General features: G+C 43.3%; 17 protein-coding genes and 4 pseudogenes. 10 read left to right on the forward strand and 11 right to left on the reverse strand.

Features of this window, described 5'->3' with window-relative positions; all coding sequences use genetic code 11:
• Positions 1–47: 47 nt before the first annotated feature.
• The 9 genes and pseudogenes from sctN to AB4623_RS04835 form a co-directional block, all read left to right on the forward strand.
• A complete protein-coding gene (gene sctN, locus AB4623_RS04795) occupies positions 48–1,370 on the forward strand; it encodes a type III secretion system ATPase SctN (protein ID WP_102534018.1) in 1,323 nt (440 codons plus the stop codon).
• Positions 1,367–1,828 carry a type III secretion system stalk subunit SctO gene (gene sctO / locus AB4623_RS04800; RefSeq protein WP_102534017.1) on the forward strand — a complete coding sequence of 154 codons (462 nt, stop codon included), beginning with the start codon at positions 1,367–1,369 and terminating at the stop codon, positions 1,826–1,828. Before sctN ends, sctO begins: the two co-directional genes overlap by 4 nt.
• A 9-nt stretch (positions 1,829–1,837) precedes the next feature.
• Complete coding sequence (locus AB4623_RS04805) at positions 1,838–3,154, forward strand: type III secretion system needle length determinant (protein ID WP_408063734.1); 1,317 nt, start codon at positions 1,838–1,840, stop codon at positions 3,152–3,154.
• A complete protein-coding gene (sctQ, locus tag AB4623_RS04810; RefSeq protein WP_102560523.1) occupies positions 3,151–4,116 on the forward strand; it encodes a type III secretion system cytoplasmic ring protein SctQ in 966 nt (321 codons plus the stop codon). The genes AB4623_RS04805 and sctQ overlap by 4 nt, the downstream gene beginning before the upstream one ends.
• Positions 4,113–4,763, forward strand: coding sequence for a SctR family type III secretion system export apparatus subunit VscR (gene vscR / locus AB4623_RS04815; RefSeq protein ID WP_017096440.1), 651 nt, complete (start codon positions 4,113–4,115; stop codon positions 4,761–4,763). The genes sctQ and vscR overlap by 4 nt, the downstream gene beginning before the upstream one ends.
• Positions 4,764–4,776: 13 nt before the next feature.
• The gene (gene sctS / locus AB4623_RS04820; RefSeq protein ID WP_017096439.1) at positions 4,777–5,043 is read left to right on the forward strand and encodes a type III secretion system export apparatus subunit SctS; all 267 of its coding nucleotides are present in this window, start codon (positions 4,777–4,779) and stop codon (positions 5,041–5,043) included.
• On the forward strand, positions 5,040–5,822 hold the full coding sequence (gene sctT / locus AB4623_RS04825) for a type III secretion system export apparatus subunit SctT (protein ID WP_029222875.1): 783 nt from the start codon (positions 5,040–5,042) through the stop codon (positions 5,820–5,822). The genes sctS and sctT overlap by 4 nt, the downstream gene beginning before the upstream one ends.
• Positions 5,823–6,109: 287 nt before the next feature.
• Positions 6,110–7,162 carry a type III secretion system export apparatus subunit SctU gene (sctU, locus tag AB4623_RS04830; RefSeq protein WP_102534015.1) on the forward strand — a complete coding sequence of 351 codons (1,053 nt, stop codon included), beginning with the start codon at positions 6,110–6,112 and terminating at the stop codon, positions 7,160–7,162.
• Between the two features lie 114 nt (positions 7,163–7,276).
• Positions 7,277–7,677, forward strand: a pseudogene (locus tag AB4623_RS04835) (IS3 family transposase); the annotation flags it as partial.
• A 186-nt stretch (positions 7,678–7,863) separates the two neighbouring features.
• Here the strand turns inward: AB4623_RS04835 and AB4623_RS04840 are convergent.
• Positions 7,864–8,918: pseudogene (locus tag AB4623_RS04840) on the reverse strand (IS630 family transposase).
• 174 nt (positions 8,919–9,092) lie between these two features.
• Here AB4623_RS04840 and AB4623_RS04845 point away from each other — a divergent pair.
• On the forward strand, positions 9,093–9,464 hold the full coding sequence (locus tag AB4623_RS04845) for a hypothetical protein (protein WP_017097360.1): 372 nt from the start codon (positions 9,093–9,095) through the stop codon (positions 9,462–9,464).
• Between the two features lie 112 nt (positions 9,465–9,576).
• Here AB4623_RS04845 and AB4623_RS04850 read toward each other — a convergent pair.
• From AB4623_RS04850 to AB4623_RS04895, 10 genes and pseudogenes are all read right to left on the reverse strand, one after another.
• Positions 9,577–9,831, reverse strand: a pseudogene (locus tag AB4623_RS04850) (IS5/IS1182 family transposase); the annotation flags it as partial.
• A 176-nt stretch (positions 9,832–10,007) separates the two neighbouring features.
• Positions 10,008–10,253, reverse strand: a complete 246-nt coding sequence (locus AB4623_RS04855; protein WP_241904835.1) for a transposase domain-containing protein — start codon at positions 10,251–10,253, stop codon at positions 10,008–10,010.
• 70 nt (positions 10,254–10,323) lie between these two features.
• The gene (locus tag AB4623_RS04860; RefSeq protein ID WP_372145853.1) at positions 10,324–10,605 is read right to left on the reverse strand and encodes a transposase; all 282 of its coding nucleotides are present in this window, start codon (positions 10,603–10,605) and stop codon (positions 10,324–10,326) included.
• Positions 10,499–11,191 (reverse strand): IS66 family transposase, encoded by a 693-nt coding sequence (gene tnpC / locus AB4623_RS04865; protein WP_372145855.1) that lies wholly within the window; start codon positions 11,189–11,191, stop codon positions 10,499–10,501. The genes AB4623_RS04860 and tnpC overlap by 107 nt, the downstream gene beginning before the upstream one ends.
• A complete protein-coding gene (locus AB4623_RS04870) occupies positions 11,077–11,649 on the reverse strand; it encodes a transposase (RefSeq protein WP_241909562.1) in 573 nt (190 codons plus the stop codon). Before AB4623_RS04870 ends, tnpC begins: the two co-directional genes overlap by 115 nt.
• A 56-nt stretch (positions 11,650–11,705) precedes the next feature.
• Complete coding sequence (tnpB, locus tag AB4623_RS04875; protein ID WP_372145856.1) at positions 11,706–12,062, reverse strand: IS66 family insertion sequence element accessory protein TnpB; 357 nt, start codon at positions 12,060–12,062, stop codon at positions 11,706–11,708.
• Between the two features lie 81 nt (positions 12,063–12,143).
• Positions 12,144–12,350 carry a hypothetical protein gene (locus AB4623_RS04880; protein WP_241909561.1) on the reverse strand — a complete coding sequence of 69 codons (207 nt, stop codon included), beginning with the start codon at positions 12,348–12,350 and terminating at the stop codon, positions 12,144–12,146.
• 67 nt (positions 12,351–12,417) lie between these two features.
• Positions 12,418–12,780 (reverse strand): transposase, encoded by a 363-nt coding sequence (locus tag AB4623_RS04885; RefSeq protein WP_157939825.1) that lies wholly within the window; start codon positions 12,778–12,780, stop codon positions 12,418–12,420.
• 149 nt (positions 12,781–12,929) lie between these two features.
• A complete protein-coding gene (locus AB4623_RS04890) occupies positions 12,930–13,418 on the reverse strand; it encodes an Hsp20 family protein (protein WP_017098606.1) in 489 nt (162 codons plus the stop codon).
• Positions 13,419–14,422: 1,004 nt separating this feature from the next.
• Positions 14,423–14,526, reverse strand: a pseudogene (locus tag AB4623_RS04895) (IS5/IS1182 family transposase); the annotation flags it as partial.

The raw sequence follows: 14,526 nt of genomic DNA on the forward strand, positions 1-14,526 counted from the left end.
CATCCTTTCTATTCTACCATTATCAGTTATTACGCATATTTCCTAAATTGAACGATTTCTCATACATCACCGAAACGCAACAATCTGCAATCAGACAGACACGTTTGATACAAATCCGAGGTCGAGTTACTCAAGTTACCGGAACCATCATCAAAGCTGTGGTCCCTGGTGTTCGCATTGGGGAACTTTGTGAGTTGCGTAACCCTGATCAAACCTTGTCGTTACTCGCGGAAGTGGTTGGTTTTCAGCAACACCACGCGTTGCTTACCCCGCTTGGAAACATGCTTGGTATTTCCTCTAATACCGAAGTGAGTCCGCTAGGAAAGATGCACGAAGTGGGCGTTGGTAATCACTTGTTAGGGAAAGTATTGGATGGGCTGGGGCGTCCGCTTGATGGCACCCAAAACAAAGAGCCGAGTGCTTGGTATCCGGTTTACAAAGATGCGCCGCCGCCGATGCAAAGAAAGTTGATTGAGACCCCGATTTCCATGGGGGTTCGTTCGATAGACGGATTGATCACCTGCGGCGAAGGACAAAGGATGGGTATTTTTGCCGCCGCTGGCGGTGGTAAAAGTACCCTACTTGCAAAGTTTATTCGCTCTGCTGATGTTGATGTAACAGTTCTCGCCCTTATCGGCGAAAGAGGTCGTGAGGTTAAAGAATTTATCGAACACGACCTTGGTGAAGAAGGCATGGCAAGGTCGGTGTTAGTCGTAGCGACCTCCGACAGACCCGCGATGGAACGTGCCAAAGCTGCGTTTGTGGCGACCTCCATCGCGGAGTACTTTCGTGACCAAGGTAAACGCGTCCTACTGCTTATGGATTCAGTCACGCGCTTTGCCCGAGCTCAGCGTGAAATCGGCTTGGCAGCAGGTGAACCACCAACACGACGAGGCTATCCGCCTTCTGTTTTCGCGGCATTACCAAGACTGATGGAACGTGCTGGTCAATCAGAAAAAGGCTCCATCACCGCACTATACTCCGTACTCGTAGAAGGTGACGACATGACAGAACCGGTTGCCGATGAGACCCGATCAATACTTGATGGTCACATTATTCTTTCTCGGAAACTGGCTGCAATGAACCACTACCCAGCCATAGACGTGCTTCGTTCAGCAAGCCGTGTAATGAACCAAATCGTTGACAAAACTCATCAAGCGTCGGCTGCACATATGCGTGAAATGCTGGCAAAGTATGAAGAAGTTGAACTGCTGATCAAAATTGGTGAATATCAACATGGAGCTGACAACCGCGCGGATATGGCTATTGCACAAAGTGATGATATCCGAGCGTTTTTACGTCAAGGCACACACGAACCAAGTGAACTTAACGAAACCGTGACTCAGTTACGAGGACTCGCGAGCTTATGATCGAGCAGTTGCTAGAGATAAAAAAGATTCGTGCCGATCGAGCTGACACTGCAGTTCAGCAGCAAGAGTATCGAGTTAACAGCTCACTCTCTATGCGACGAAAAGCCGAGCAATCCGTGGTAGATTATCGCCAATGGCGAAAAGAGGAAGAAGAGCGGCGCTTTTCCAAAGCGAAGCAGGAAATGGTGGTACTAAAAGAACTCGAGATGTTGCGACAAGAAATTGCTCTATTAAGGGAAAGAGAAGCCGATTTAAAACAGCGTGCCGCTGAGGCTAAAAAGACATTGGAGCAAGAAACCCAACGCCTCAAAGAAATAAAAAAAGAGGCTCTCGTCGCTCATAAAGCCAAAGAAAAATTCATTCAGTTAAACGAACAAGAAGTTGCTGAAAAAACTCGCCAAGTTCAGTACCAAGAAGAACTCGAACAGGAAGAGTTTCGTAGTGCCATTATTTCATAGAAGGTAAATATGCGAGTTAAACACGACCACCCAAACACAGCAGAATTTCCCCAAAAGGTTCGACAGAGTCCCGAAACTAACGTCTCGGAAGCGCTTAAATCTCGCTTTAACAATGCCCTTAAACAAAGACCTATAGTACCAGGTCTTTGCCAAAAGCCCTCTCCCTTGTACACCGCGGCCTTTAATTTGGATAAATTAGAAACCGTGAAGTCTAAATTTCAGCATGCGCATATTCAACAAGAGAGTACAAAGGATCAAACTTCTAAAGGCGGGTCGAATAGTGGCATCTTAGGACAGCCAAAGACTGCAATAGAGGCTGACTCGAGTACTAAGAAACACGTTAAGCCCAACTCCTCATTGACCGAGCCTGCTATCGCCGATAAAAAATACATAAAGCATAAGAGCGACTCGCCAGTAGAAAACAAAGATAAAAACCTAGGTCAATCACTATCTGAGAAAGCTGCTTTAAATAATGCGGCGGGTGAACACATGCAACGACAAGAAGAAGTTATTGTAAAAAAACAATCCGTCGTCTCATCGGCAGAAAAAAAACAAATCACACATGATAACCAGGCAGATTTAGTAAGTTCAATCCCATCACCCGATGGTCTATATCGCGACCCCAAAGCCATTTTTTCCAGCTTTCAAAAAGACTTAAAGCATCAAACCACACCAATACAGCTAGATGGTAAAACCGCTACCGCCGTGCAAAAGGTATTGAACAGTCAGTTACAAAAGCCAAATTCAGTAACAAAAGAGGTGAGTACCTTAAGCAATACAGAGATTAATGTGGAAGCTAAAACTGCCTTATCAGCGTTTAAAGATAAGAAAAACCAAAAAAATAACAACAACTTAAACAATAATACAGCAGAAGCGGATCCCAAACTGTACTCGACAAACAATCTAAACCAACCGACAACCCTAGGCGAGATCATCCTAAAGAACATGGACGTAAGCACGCCGCAAAGCTCGACGAGAGACGTGAACAAACTAATCAGCAAGTTAGTCAACAAGATCTATGTTTCTCTTCCAACAGCGAATGAGAAAGAAGTTCGATTGTTTCTCAATGAAGGGCAGCTAAAAGGCGGCGAGATCTCCATTAAACATGATAGTTCTGGTTACAGCGTCTTGATAAGACAAGAGCATGCCCTTTCGCTAATCAACCCAAATTCTAAACAAGAATTGGTTGAGCGCTTACAACGCTTAGGGATTGATCAACCGATTCGAATCTCGGTCAGCGAACAAATGAATCAACAACAAGATCAACAACGCTCTCGACAACAACGCAGTATTTATGATGAATGGAAGCCTGAGGACGAACGATGATACTTGATTTACCTAAGGTCGACGCATCGAGCATCGCACTAAGCAATCAACTATGTACGAAACAATGTCACTTTCAAGATGGCCAGAGCTACAGCCTGTCGGTTACGCTCGGGCAAGAACCTGAATTTATAGGCTATCGTTTGACACTCTTCATTGGCGGGCAAACGATTAAAATCGACTTTTGTGCCGCGCAATTACAGCTGTGGCTACATGATATGCTTGACTCAACGGCTTTTAAATCACTCCCAAACTCATTGCAATTGGCGTTACTCAGTAGCCAAATCGAACCATATACCGATGTAATTAAACGTCTATTTGGGCAGCTTCCTGTCTTGAGCAAGTTACAGGCCCATGAACAGCAAACGCAACAAGATAATGTATTGATGCTCACCATCAACCGTGACGACGCATCTCTTAGCCTCTGGGTAAATGAAGGTCGAGATGTTCTGATTGATGCGTTGCCACAAACACCATCTTACTTAAGCCAAAACATTGCGCTGCCGTTCTGGTTGAGCCTTGGCAGAACACGCTCGGTCCTCAGCCAAATCGAACAACTGGAATTGGGTGATGTAGTGTTTTTTGATGATTGCTACATAGCACAACATCAAGTTCTCTTTCAGATATCCAATCAAAACCTTTGGCAATGTCAACTCGACGAAACCAGACTACATATCCTAGATAAAGAAACCAATATGAACAATATCAATAGCTCTGAAGCACTTACCGACCACCAGAAACTGCCAATTGAACTTACTTTTGATGTGGGTCAACAAACCATTACTTTAGAACAGCTTAACGCACTTCAACCTGGTTTTACCTTTGAGCTTAACCAACCGATTTCAAACCCAGTCACCATGCGAGCAAACGGAAGAATTATTGGTGAGTGTGAACTTGTGAGCATCAATGAACGCTTAGGTGTTCGCGTTCTCGAATTGTTTGGCGGTAGTCAGGAGCCAGCATGATCCAGTTACCTGATGAACTGAACCTAATCGTCACGCTCGCCCTACTTGCTTTGGTTCCTTTCATTGCAATGATGGCGACCTCTTTCGTAAAGCTTGCTGTGGTGTTCTCTCTATTGAGAAACGCACTGGGTGTACAACAAATACCACCCAATATGGCGCTGTACGGATTGGCGATAATTTTGTCGATCTTCATTATGGCACCAGTAGGATTTGAAACCTACGACTACGTTACACAACATGAAATATCCCTAGAAGATTCCGACAGTGTTGAAGGGCTGATTGAAAGCGGACTGCAGCCGTATCGAGAGTTTCTGAAAAAACACATCCGTGAAACTGAAACGGTGTTTTTTACCGATGCTGCGAGAACCTTGTGGCCACAGAAGTACTTCGACCGCTTAGAGTCAGACAGCTTATTGTTGTTACTCCCCGCCTTCACGGTCAGTGAACTAACTAGGGCATTTGAGATTGGTTTCTTGTTGTATCTGCCCTTCATCGCTGTCGACCTAATCGTGTCCAACATCCTACTGGCAATGGGGATGATGATGGTATCGCCGATGACAATTTCGCTACCATTCAAACTACTGCTTTTTGTGTTACTTGACGGTTGGACCAAGCTAACTCATGGCTTAGTACTCAGCTACGGATAGTGAGGAGAGAAATATGAATCCGGCCGAAATAATCCACTTTGCCACTCAGGCTTTAACGCTTGTTCTATTCTTGTCGCTGCCACCGATTCTGGTTGCGGCGTTTGTTGGCACCTTAGTCTCACTCATCCAAGCACTGACTCAAGTTCAAGAACAAACGTTGGGGTTTGTCGTTAAACTGATTGCCGTCATAATTACCTTGTTTGTTACCGCACAGTGGTTGGGCGCCGAGCTGCATTCGTTTGCAACATTGACCTTAGATAAAATCCCGCAAATACGATGAGTTACGATGATTTGCACCACGCACTGTTCCTGTACAGCTTAACGCTTCCTAGGTTAATGGCTTGTTTTATATTCCTGCCGATCTTAAACAAGCAAATGCTGGGTGGCACCATGGTGAGAAATGGAATCTTGTGTTCTCTTGCACTTTTTATATTTCCTATAATTAATCAACAAAATTTACCTGCAGAAACGGATGGAATCTGGTTAATGGTTATCTTGGGGAAAGAGGTGTTATTGGGTCTGCTCATTGGCTTTATTGCGGCGATCCCCTTTTGGGCAATCGAGGCGGCAGGCTTTCTCGTGGATAACCAGCGAGGCGCAGCCATGGCGAGCATGTTTAACCCCACCCTCGGTTCGCAATCGACGCCAACGGCGGTATTGTTGACTCAAACTCTGATCACTTTGTTCTTCTCGGGTGGTGGCTTTGTCACTTTTCTTTATGCGCTATTTTCCAGTTACTCGTCATGGCCTGTGATAGGTTTTTTTCCAACCATAACAGAAGGGTGGGCACGCTTTTTCTACGACCAATTTGAGCAATTAATGTGGCTTGGAGTTTTGATGTCTGCGCCTATAGTACTGGCGATGTTCCTTGCCGAGTTTGGGCTTGCGCTCATCAGCCGATTCGCACCACAACTCAACGTTTTCTTCTTGGCAATGCCGATCAAAAGTGCCATCGCCAGTGTGTTATTGATTGTGTATCTGGCTCTGATGATGAACCACTTTCAAGCACTTTTCTCTGAAATCGCACTGTTCTCAGAGCAGCTAAACACTATTTGGTAATCGCTAGAGTCTGCTTATCTCTCGAACTTATTTTTGCAGCGACTTGTGGATTGTTCTTGCAAAAATAGATGCTTTGAAATGTGGTAACTCTATTCGATAAACCTATAATGCAGTGGAAAGAAACCACAAACGCCGTCCAAAGAGTTCAGCTAAAACGTTTTACTCTTTGTTGAGAGGGATTTACTTAGAACGATTCGGCGAAAAGGAATTAGCCGTCCGCCTCTCACCTGATTAAAACGCTTTATCTCGAACAAAATTCAACCAAAATAAATAAACAGGTCCTAGTAATGAGCGGAGAAAAAACTGAACTCCCCACCCCAAAAAAACTCAGGGATGCCCGCCAAAAAGGGCAAGTTGCAAAAAGTCAGGAAATCATTTCATCTTCATTGATTCTGTCTTTGATTATCGTGTTGTTTGCATTCGCCGATTACTATATGTCGCACATATCTGCCCTAATTTTACTGCCAAGCAAATTGGCATATCAGGGCTTTCAAGATGCACTACTCGACGTAGCTATCGCCATCGCCAAAGAAATGGTTTATCTGCTTGCGCCGATCCTCTTGATTGCAACCTTAGTCGCCATCATGGCTAACATGGGACAGTTCGGCTTTCTATTTAGTGGCGAGTCTGTCAAACCAGATATCAAGAAAATCAATCCTGTCGAAGGGGCCAAGCGAATTTTTTCGTTAAAGAGCATCATTGATTTTATTAAGTCCATTCTCAAAGTTTCGTTACTTTCATGCATTATTTGGATAACGCTGAAAGGTAACTTAAACACGTTACTGCAGATACCTACCTGTGGGTTAGAGTGTGTACCGATCATCACTGGCGTATTAATCAAACAATTGATGATGATCTCTGCGGTAGGCTTTATTGTGATTGCCGCAGCCGATTTTTCTTACCAAAAGTTCGACCACACTAAACAGTTAAAGATGACCAAAGATGAAGTGAAACGTGAATACAAAGAGATGGAAGGCAGCCCTGAAATAAAAAGTCAACGTCGTCAACTGCACCAAGAAATGCAAACTTCAAGCCAAAGAGATAACGTTAAACGCTCGAATGTGTTGGTTACAAACCCAACGCACATTGCCATCGGTTTATACTATAAAAAGGGAGAAACACCTCTGCCTGTAGTTACCCTTAAAGAGACCGATGCGATTGCAAAACGTATGATTGCGATTGCCAAAGAAGAAGGGGTTCCGGTGATGCAGAAAGTACCGCTCGCACGTGCGTTATATGCGGATGGGCAGTTAGACCAATACATTCCTGGCGATCTTATTGAAGCCACCGCAGAGATCCTGCGCTGGGTTGCGTCTCTGGAGCAATCTGAAGAGCAATAAGCGAGAAAACTATGTGGTTCAAGGTAAATATCGCTAGTACTCGACTCACTCAACTTGAAGATACAATTTTTAAGACATGAAAATGATCCATCTCTCCGTAAGCTATTGGTTGTGCATTACACCAGGCTCAATCGTAGAGCAAAGAAAGTAGAGGTCTCATTTAAGCCAAAAACGAGAAAAGCAATACAGCACCTAGCCATTGATGCGACTGGCCAATGGTTGATGGCGAAGGTGAATGGAAAGTCAAAAAACACAAGACAGATGGCAAGCGGAGAGTTTGTCGATATCGTATAACTCAAAGCATGAGCCGTCGCAGTAATTGTTGGAACGCCTGTTTTGAAAGCTTTTTCCACTCAATGAAAGTAGAAGCTGTCCAAGACGAGCCGATAATGATGCGAGAAGAGATGCTTCAAGCACTCTTTGAATACATCGAAGTTGTTTATAATCGAACAAGAAGGCACAGGGCTCTTGGGTATCTAAGCCCAATTAACTTTGAAAAACAATATGTCGCTTAATGCCTTCTCCAGTCTAACTGGAGCAGATCATTAGGGCGAATGTCAAAGCTATAAACAAAGTCATAGGACTAGGTATGCCTGTTAGAAGCTAACTATTAGTCAAATATGGCGTCGTTGAACCTCAAGCTGATTTGATCAACAACGCCTACAAGAACAGATTCACACGATTGAACATAATGATAGTGGCTATATACCCAATCCACTTGAAGATGCAGGCTTGAGAACTTGAAATTATCATTAATTCGAGATGTCAAAGAGCCTGCGATCTCTGGAAGAGTCACAGTAAAAAATTGACCTATTGCCACCTTGAAATCCCGTTTGCTTTTGAAGTAAACATTGTTCCTCGACTTCTCATTCATTACTTTCCATAGCCACTCTATTGGGTTTAGGTTTGGGCTATAAGGTGGAAGATAATGCAGTTCGATATTTAGGACAAACGCCGCATCTTTGACTAAGTCACTGCGGTGATATCCTGCACCATCTAAGATGATATGAAGCTTATGGGCTAACAGATAGCTCTCTCTTAACTTACAGAAAAAGCGAACAATACTTTCACTGTTAATGCTTTCGTAATCGTGAACAATGGTGGCACCAATATCCGACAGGTTCAGTGCACCAATAATGTTCAACCTGCTGCGATTACCCGTTGTTTCAATCACTTTATCCTGACCAGTACGTATCCAGCCATGAGATATTTTGGTTGATAAGGTTGGGTGAACAGCGTCGATAAAAACTATCGTTTCACCCTTGCCACAGCTTGCCTTTAGTTATTTATAACCATCTATGAAGGCTTGTTGTTTTGCTTCATCAAACTTGTGTGGAACGCCTTTCGGCTGCTTGTAGCTAAAGCCATTGTGGTGAAGCCATTTGTTCATACCAGAAACCGTGTAATCAAGTCCAAATGTCTCTTTAACATAGGCGACAATTTGATGAGTATGAGAATAGGTTTTCTCAGTCAAATGCTCGATTAGGTGCATGGTTTGAGTAGCAGAAAGTTTACTTTGGCTTCCGCCATTTTCAGGCTTAAGTTTTTCAGAAAGAACGTAGTCACTGAGGTGACGTGCAACGGTCGATTCATGAATACGAAGGGCTTGTGAAATCATAGTCTGACTCCAGTCTTCAGAAGCTAGCAAAACAGCCTTAATACGGTCGCAAACTCGACTGTCACGTTCATTGTCGTGCATTTGTCCGAGTTGTAGTTTCTGTTGAGGAGTCAGTGTAATTTTCATGGTTCGTAGCATGATCCTGATTCTAAAGAAAATCAAGCATCTTCAATAATCACGGGTATAAATACCAATCAAATTTGCTCTAATTATTCATTTTTTGAATTGATATTAAATTTAAATTGATATTAAATCTGAATTGGGTTTCTATATATGCGATTTAACGTAATTATAAATATAATGGAAATATAAATGAAAAAAATCATTGCAGTAATACTTCTAGGAGTAACATGTTCTGTCTTAGCTAAAGAAGTGCCGGTTAATTCACCAGAAGTAGATTTGTTGCTTAGCAATAATACTATTCATGGTGTTCATTACGGGAAAAAAACAGTTCAATATTTTTCCGATTCAGGCACAACGTGGTGGATGAGTAGTGGTGATGTAAAACCCAGCGAAGGCACATGGCGCATTAAAAATAATAAATATTGTTCAAACTTTGGTAGTGGGGAAAGCTGCTACGAGGTTGTCCATGATAACTCACAAGATATCTATTACTTTTTAAAAGGCGATTTCCGAGCTCCGTTTATCCCTCGTGAGGGATACACGTTTAGCTCGGTAGACTAGTTGTTTCATTTATTTAACGTAACGGCACTTAGTGCGCACTCTAGTCCAACCTTTTTGTAGCTTTGTTTCCTAATTCGAGTTCAGGTATAAACTCGCCTAATATGGAGAATTGTTAGGCGATTACTATCGTTTTAGGCATGCCTAGCCCAGTGAGCTTGTTTAACGCCCAAGTTGGCGTAAGTTTCGCTAACTTGGGCGTTGTAATTTCTTAAGCTTAATGTCCCTCCGAGCACTTTCTTCACACGGAACATCTCCGTTTCTGATAGTGAGCGTTCCCAGAAGGCGGCCCCTTCCCTCGGAGGGATTAGGGGACGGTTCGTTTGATACGAATAGCTTCCTAACACGACCTTGTGTCGTAAGCTCCATTGTAGTGGCCAGTTTTACTTGACCACTACAATACGACAAGTTTCAGGCATACCTAACCCAGTAAGCTTGTTCAACGGTAAGCGTCTGCGAACCGACTCATTGACTTTCTAATATCTACGCAGATACCGCCAACTAAGGCAGTATCTGTCATTCTGAGCGGTATTCTGTAGGGGCGGACTATTCCGTCTTTGGCATGTTCCAAGGTAGAAGATGACCATGGTCATCCTCACTCTTCAGTTTCGGGATTTCTCGTAGCACGTATTCGAGGTACTCATACGGCTCACAGTCGTTAGCCTTCGCGGTTTCGATAAGACTGTACAGCAAGGCACTGGCGCGTGCTCCATTATGACTCTTCGAGAACAACCAGTTGTTCCGTCCTACCGTAAAGGGACGTACTGAACGTTCCGCTCGGTTATTATCCATGCTTAACCGGCCATCATCGATAACTCGTACTAGCTTCGACCATTGATTGAGATGTAGCTAATCGCCTCACCTAATTTACTTTTAGGGGCTCCTGAGTGACCGATTTATCTAACCACGCCTTGAACTCATTGAGCAGAGACCGAGTCTTTGATTGGCGGGTAACATATCGCTCTTCCCTCGGCTTATCTTTGAGTGCTTGTTCAACACGATAGAGCTTTTGGAACCAACTGACTGCCCACTGGATTTTACCCCCCTTTTCCTTGCTTCCCTTTTGGTTGGCTCTGCTCTGCCTCAATGAACTTACGTCTTGCATGAGCCCAGCAACCCACCAACTTCGCCTCTGTCTTTTCATACGCTTTATATCCATCAACATGAAGGTATCCAGTGTAGTTTGACAGATACGATTGGGGGCAGTGATGCCCCCACCCCCCTTCCTGATAGTCGAACAAGACGATACCAGGGGATTGCGCATTACCGCCCCTGCCTGAACCACACCCATATAACCAGATGTAACTTTTCTTTCTTTCGTCATCGAGCACGGTCAACGTGGTCTCATCCGCGAACAGAACATCCTGAGCAAGGAGGGTTTCTTTCAATAAGGCGATTAAAGGCTGTACCTTGTCAGCGCAACGCAGTATCCACTGACTCATCGTTTTGCGGCGGAGCGCTAGCCCATATTGTCTAAACAGCGATTCTTGACGATAGAGAGGTAGGGCGTAGTGGTATTTGTTCGTGATGATTTGCGCAAGTAAAGAGGGCGTCGCGATGCTTTTCGGGATAATCGCTGGCGGCGGCGGGGTCATCAACACGAGGCTATTTTCTCCTAGCACGTCACATTGACGACAGACGTATTTGGGTCTTTCGGTGACTTCAACGTACAACTTAGCTGGGATATACACCAGTTTTTCACTGGTGCTTTGTCCCATCCTGCAGAGCATCGACTGGCAACATGCGCAGACTTTGCCTGATTCTGGAAGTCGACCACGACACGCTCTCGTGGTAAGTCTTCGGGAAGCTTCGGGCGACCACGACGTTTTGGCTCGGATGAAGTATTTTTAGCGTCCGATGTTTCATCATTCTGATTGCTGGTCGCTTCACCACCTGTCGTATCGGCATGAGTCTCCGCCTCATTGAACTCTAAATCCTGAGGGGGCATAGTTTCACTACTGCTACCAAAGCGTTTACGCCGCGCTAGGTTGAGTTTTTCAACCAGCGATTGGATGGTTAATTCGCTCTCGTTTAGAGACTGGCGAAGCGTGAGTACGTTCGATTCACTGTCGCCTAGAGATTGGCGAAGAGTAAGTATGGTGGCTTCAAATTCATTGAGTTGCTTATCTTTATCAGCCAATAATGCTTGTAAGAGAACTAACTCATTTTTATGATTTTCATATGTCATATAAGGAAGATCGCAGGGCTCCGCGAAAGTTCCTTATACGCTATTATTTTTTAAATTTAATTAAGACTTGGGAAATTCAATGTTTGATGGGGTTTCATTTTTTCGATATCGAGTCCATCAAGTAACCAATGCCACTGCTCTTCAGTTAATGAGAGTGTTTGCCCTGGCATTTTCCTTGGCCAAGCGAACTTGTCTTTTTCGAGTCGCTTTTTCCAGAAGCAAAAGCCATTACGCTGCCAGTAGAGGACTTTGAGCTTATCACGCGTACGATTACAGAAGACGAATAGGGCTTCGGAGAAGGGATTAAGGTTCATATTCTGTTCAACGATAAAACTCAAGCCGTTAATGCCTTTTCTAAAATCGACGGGCGCCTTGTGGAGATAGATAACAGAGGTATCAGGGAACATTTTCATACAACAGCAAGCTCCTTCAGTAAAAGTGCCAGCCACTGAGGAGTGACATCACGGGGTATACGAAGAGAGCATGCCCCCGCCTCAAGGCGTAATTCGGTGGGTAACGTAGAGGATGGCTGCTGCTCGTTTTTTAGGCATGCTGACTAAGTGGTGTAGTTTACGGCGGTTGTTGTCAAACGTTTTTGGGTGAAGGTTGTGCTCTAAACAAAACTGAGCAGCGGGCTGTTCACCATTGTAATACTGCAGCACAAGGCGTAGCCATTCTTGTTGAGATCTATGCTGAGACATTTTCGAGTACCTTTAATGATCAAGGTTAAAGGTTACGACGTTTATTGAAAAGATTGAATGAGTCGATTTAAAGACGCTTACGAACTAACAGCAATCGCCCTGACAGAATGCTCGCTCGAGCTTTTTTTCTGTGTTTCCTGCTCAAAATAAGAACTAATAGCCTCTTTAAGTCCACCAACTTGAGCAGTTCATTTTCGGTCATTGAATAGGTTTCAGCGACAATGGCGAGTTTAGTTTGAGCAGACCACTGCTCTGATGAAGTGTTGCTCTTTGGCACGGTGGCTCCTGAACTTCTGAGTTGCTGGCGCCAATAATACAGGGTCGCAGTGCTAATTCCTTCCTCTTCGGACACTTCTTTAACTGACATCGAATAGGGAGGCAGCAGCTTCTTCAATATCGCTTCTTTTCTTTCTACTGAGATACGAGACACAATTACTCTTTATCGCCCAAACTGGTTAAATTTTAACAGTGACAACTATCCTGCCAGATAGGGATATTGTGAACCCAGATTTAGACACAAGAACAGCTCCCGATTGGGAGCCGTTCCCCTTTCAAAAATGATAATGTGCTTTCACACTATCATTCTCCTTTAGCAGCTTTATTATCTTTGGTGCTTGTCTCTTCAGCCTTATGCTCTAATACATCACAGTTTTTATTGATAGTGATGGACTTAGGCTTCATAGCTTCAGGTATCTCTTTCACCAGAGTAATAGTTAACAATCCGTTAGAAAGATCTGCATCCGTAACTTCAACATAATCAGCTAAGTTGAACTTACGTTCGAATGTACGATTGGCGATACCCTGATACAGATATTTATTTTCTTTATCAGCACATTTTTGCCCACGTACACTTAGCACGCTCTTTTCTACTTGAATATCAAGCTCTTCCTGAGTAAATCCGGCTACGGCCAGGGTGATGGCATAGCGATTCTCTTTTAGAACTTCAATGTTATATGGTGGGTAACCGTTGATAGCAGTTTCACTGGTCATGGCATGATCAATTAATGATGCTAGACGGTCAAACCCAACACTACTACGGTATAGTGGAGATAGGTCAATTGAGCTCATAATATATCCTCCATAAGAAGCAATACAAAATAAAAACAAGAGTGATGAAAAGGCCTCTTGATAAGACAACCTTTTCAAGGTTTTTTATAGTGTTTACGAACAATTATTTCAATAGTTTTTATATAGCAATTTCTCATTGAATTAGTTTTTTTATATGAAATTGTTATATCCTATCTATAATGACGAGAAAAAAATAGTTCATAATTAGACGGTCTCTCTACTCTCTGATGGGCAATATTCCACGATATGAATTACGCGGGTGGCATGGGGTCGAGATCGGTTGGTTGAGTTAGAAATGAAAAAAAGGCAGACTTTCAGTCTGCCTTTTTTGAGTCACAAGAGATTACTATCAAATCAAATGGAAGGTGATTTATGAATGTGACTCTATGCTTATGTGCGGGTTATGTTTGAAAAATCAATAGCCATGTGATGATTTATTTAACGTAATGGTACTTAGTGTGAACCCAAATTTAGACACAAGAACAGCTCCCTATTAGGAGCTGTTCTGCGTTACGGAGTCACGCAATTGAACATAGGAATAATGAACACCAATAATTTTTTTTAGTGAGTTTTTTAAAATGTATGTCTTTTTACGGCATAACCTTGTTTTTCTTAGATTCATCACTACATCAGATATGAACAATGTTGCTGTTAAACTAGTTTAAAGGTTTTGTATGGCTATCTATGTAGCGCCTGGTAATAAAGTCGGGCGAGATGGGGCTCTTTTCAAGAGTGTAAAATTAATACAACAAATCATACGGTTGTAGTAAAATATGGTCGGTATTGTACTATCCGTGATCATGAAATAGCGCCTCCAACAAGTACTGCAGCGCGACATTGGTTGCAGATTTATAGAACACCAGATAATACGGAGTAATGTCCGTAACATTATCGTAGAAAGGTCGCTTAGCGGCCTTTCTGCATTTGTAAGTATTAGGTAGCCTCCTTGCGGCTTTGTTGCGTAATTAAATTTAGAGATAGAGCTACCCCGTTTCGCGTATTTCTTAGTCAATACGACAAGTTTCAGGCACACCTAACCCAGTAAGCTTGTTCAACGCTTTTATCATCGCGTAAGTTTCACCCACCTGTGCATTGTAATTTCTTAAGC

This window comes from Vibrio sp. 10N.222.52.C12 (genome assembly GCF_041474215.1).
GTDB classification, from domain to species: Bacteria; Pseudomonadota; Gammaproteobacteria; order Enterobacterales; family Vibrionaceae; genus Vibrio; species Vibrio crassostreae_C.